Annotated in this window: 4 protein-coding genes; 2 read left to right on the top strand and 2 right to left on the bottom strand. The window is 68.0% G+C overall.

Going from position 1 to position 3,140, the window contains the following annotated elements; translation table 11 throughout:
• Nucleotides 1–610, top strand: a 610-nt coding sequence (locus tag FVW20_RS10680; RefSeq protein WP_196609512.1) for a glutamate racemase, incomplete at its 5' end; no start/stop codon positions are given.
• 316 nt (nt 611–926) lie between these two features.
• The gene (locus FVW20_RS10685; protein WP_196609514.1) at nt 927–2,030 is read left to right on the top strand and encodes a pyridoxal-phosphate-dependent aminotransferase family protein; all 1,104 of its coding nucleotides are present in this window, start codon (nt 927–929) and stop codon (nt 2,028–2,030) included.
• Between the two features lie 186 nt (nt 2,031–2,216).
• On the opposite strand, the gene FVW20_RS10690 is transcribed toward FVW20_RS10685, so the two are convergent.
• Together FVW20_RS10690 and FVW20_RS10695 are read right to left on the bottom strand one after the other, a co-directional pair.
• On the bottom strand, nt 2,217–2,759 hold the full coding sequence (locus FVW20_RS10690) for an HD domain-containing protein (protein WP_196609516.1): 543 nt from the start codon (nt 2,757–2,759) through the stop codon (nt 2,217–2,219).
• A 4-nt stretch (nt 2,760–2,763) separates the two neighbouring features.
• A partial coding sequence (locus FVW20_RS10695) for an MFS transporter (RefSeq protein WP_196609518.1) occupies nt 2,764–3,140 on the bottom strand: 377 nt, incomplete at its 5' end.

Genomic DNA, 3,140 nt, shown 5'->3' on the forward strand with positions numbered 1-3,140 from the left:
GCTGGACGCCCTGCGCGCCGCCAACCCCGGCCTGCCGGTGGTGGGCGTGGTGCAGCCGGGTGCACAGGCGGCCTGCCGAGCCTCGCGCCGGGGCAACATTGCCGTCATCGCCACGGAATCCACCATCCGGGGCCGCGCCTACCACAAGGCCATCCACAGCCTGCGGCCCGACGCGCAGATCATCGGGCAGCCTTGCCCGCTGTTCGTGCCGCTGGCCGAGGAGGGCTGGGTGGACGGCAAGATCGTGGAAGACATCGCCGCCCGCTACCTGGACCCCATCTTTCGCCCCGCCTCCGGCAGCGACACGCCGGAAACGCCCGACTGCCTGGTGCTGGGCTGCACCCACTTTCCGCTGCTGGCGCGGGCCATCCGCAACGTCATCGGGCCGGAACCGGTCATCGTCGATTCCGCCGCCACCACCGCCCTTGCCGTGCAGGCGGAATTGCAGGCCGCCGGGCTGATGCGCCCCCTGCGCACGGGGCCGGGCGGCAACGAATGCGGCGAGGCGCGCTTTCTGACCACAGACGACGTGCCCCGCTTCGTACGCACCGGCGGGCTGTTCCTCGGCACGGCCATCGCGCCGGACGAGGTGGAACTCATAGACCTGTAGTCTGTGCGACATGCAGCCGCCATGCGGCTATGGCATGAAGACGGGGCTAGGTTTTCTGTAAGCCTCCGGCGGGCAGGGGCTGCGCCCCTGCACCCCCAAAAAAGGCTTTTACTGGGATTTCACCAAGGTACCTGCGGTGTCTCATACGCTACGAGTTGCCGTGGGGCATACGGCGGCCTGCCACAAAAAGACAACCCGCATATTTCGGGGATGCAAGGGGCGATAGCCCCTTGCCCGCCGGAGGCGTAAAAAAACCACTCCTTTTCTATCATAACGCTGAAAATTCACAGCCCTGCAACCACCGGAGGTCACCCCCATGGCGCACAAGCCATACGCCCCCATCCCCATGGTGCCCGGCCCGGTCACCCTGCACCCCGCCGTGTTGACGGCCATGACCCGCGACTACGGCTCCGGCCAGATCGAGCCGGACTACCTGAAACTGTACGCGGAAACGGGCCGCAACCTCGCGCAGCTCATGGGCACGCAGCATGACGTGGTGCTGATGACCGGCGAGGGCATGCTGGCCCTGTGGGCCGCGCTGAAAAGCTGCCTTGTGCCCGGCGACAGGGTGCTGTCCGTGGGCACCGGCGTGTTCGGCGACGGCATCGGCGACATGGCCGCGTCCATCGGCTGCGAGGTGCTGAAGGTCTCGTTGCCGTACAACGAAACCATCGACGACCTGACCGGCATCGAAGACGCCATCCGCAGCTTCAAGCCCAAGATGCTTACCGCCGTGCACTGCGAAACGCCGTCCGGCACGCTGAACCCGCTGGCAGGCCTTGGCGCGCTGAAGCAGGCCTGCGGTGTGCCGCTGTTCTACGTGGACGCGGTGGCCAGCGTGGGCGGCGCACCCGTGCAGGCCGACGCATGGCACGCGGACCTGGTGCTGGGCGGCTCGCAGAAGTGCCTTTCCGCCCCGCCGTCCATGAGCTTTCTGTCCGTCAGCCCGGCGGCGTGGGAGACCATCGAATCCGTGGGCTATCAGGGCTACGACGCCATCGCCCCCTTCCGCACCGTGCAGCAGGATGGTCGCTGCCCGTACACCCCGTACTGGCATGGCACCGCCGCGCTCAACGCGGGCGCGCTGGCCATCCTGAACGAAAAGGGCGGCATGCAGGGCTGCTTCGACCGGCATCGGGAAGTTGCCGAACGCTGCCGCGCGGGCCTCGCCAAGCTGGGCGTGGAACTGTGGACGGCGGAGGGTGCGGTGAACTCGCCCACGGTGACGGCAGCCATGGTCCCGGAAGGTTTCACCTGGCCGGAATGGCGGCAGGGGCTGCGCGAGCGCGGGCTGATCGTGTCCGGCAGCTTCGGCCCCATGGCGGGCAAGGTGTTCCGCCTCGGGCACATGGGCACGCAGGCCACCGAAGCCCTGGTGGACGCGGCGCTGGATGTCATCGAAAGCGTGATGCAGGACTGACGGGCAAAGGCAGCAGGGACACACCGCGGAATACGGCAAGCCTGCGGCAACTTGCTGAACATTCCCCGGGCAGCCCGCTGAAAACAACATGAACGCCCCCGGCGCGCGGTACGTGCCGGGGGCGTTTTCTGTTACGCCATGAGACAGGGAAGCAAAAAGGCTGGATGGCCCTGCCCTTTCCCTCGCTTACCGCAACAACTCCTCCACCTCCGCCGCGCAGGCCAGATAGCGCGCCCTGGTGGCCTCGTCCTTGGCCAGGTCGGCCCGCTCGTCAAGTATCCGGCCAAACCGAAGCCGCGCCTCGCCCACGGACACCACCAGTCCCGGCTCCTCCACCATGTCCGCCAGCTTGTCGGCGTAGATCACCAGTTTCTCTTCCAGCAAGGTCAGGCTGAAGTCGCGCGGGGGCAAGCCGTAGTGGGCGGTCTGAGCCAGCGGCACGCCCGCACGCACATGCTTTTCCATGATGTCCAGCACCGCGCCGGGCAACCCCAGGTGCCTGCCCAGCCGTGCTCCCTCCACCCCGTGCAGGATGCCGTCGGTTCGCACCTTGCCAAGGTCGTGGAACAGCGCGCCCAGCGCCACCAGCGAAAGGTCCACCGCCACGCGGGCCAGGCTGCCCAACCCCACGGCAATGCCCGCCACCAGGCGCGAATGGGTGATGTCCGCCTCCGTCATGCCCGCCTCGCGCAGCAATTCCACCTGTGCGTTGTCGTGATATGCGTTCATGTCGCTACTCCTGCCCGCACAGGGTTCCGGCGGAATCGCAGCCGCGCATCACCGTCAGGAACCACGGCACGGAACACAGCAATACCCCGGCGATGATGGCGAACGCCGGACCATAGCCCAGCGCCCCCACCAGCAGGCCGCCCAGCAGCGGACCGGAGGCGTGCCCCACGTCGAAGATGGTGCCGAACACGCCCATGGCCGTGCCATAATGGCGTGCGCGGCACAGGTCCGCCACCAGCGCGGCGGAAGACGACGTCACAAGCGCCTCGCCAAAACCGAACACCAGGCACGCCCCGGCCAGCGGCCAGAACCCCGCCAGATGCGGCACCGCCGCGAAGGGCACGGCGCAGGCCACCACGCCCGCCACGATCAACCCGCGCC

This window comes from Nitratidesulfovibrio oxamicus, assembly GCF_015731765.1.
Classification (GTDB): domain Bacteria; phylum Desulfobacterota; class Desulfovibrionia; order Desulfovibrionales; family Desulfovibrionaceae; genus Cupidesulfovibrio; species Cupidesulfovibrio oxamicus.

What these genes read in the sequence shown, in the direction of transcription:
- FVW20_RS10685 (WP_196609514.1), top strand. Translation starts at nt 927, where the DNA reads ATGGCGCACAAGCCATACGCCCCCATCCCCATGGTGCCCGGCCCGGTC.
- FVW20_RS10690 (WP_196609516.1), bottom strand. Translation starts at nt 2,759, where the DNA reads ATGAACGCATATCACGACAACGCACAGGTGGAATTGCTGCGCGAGGCG.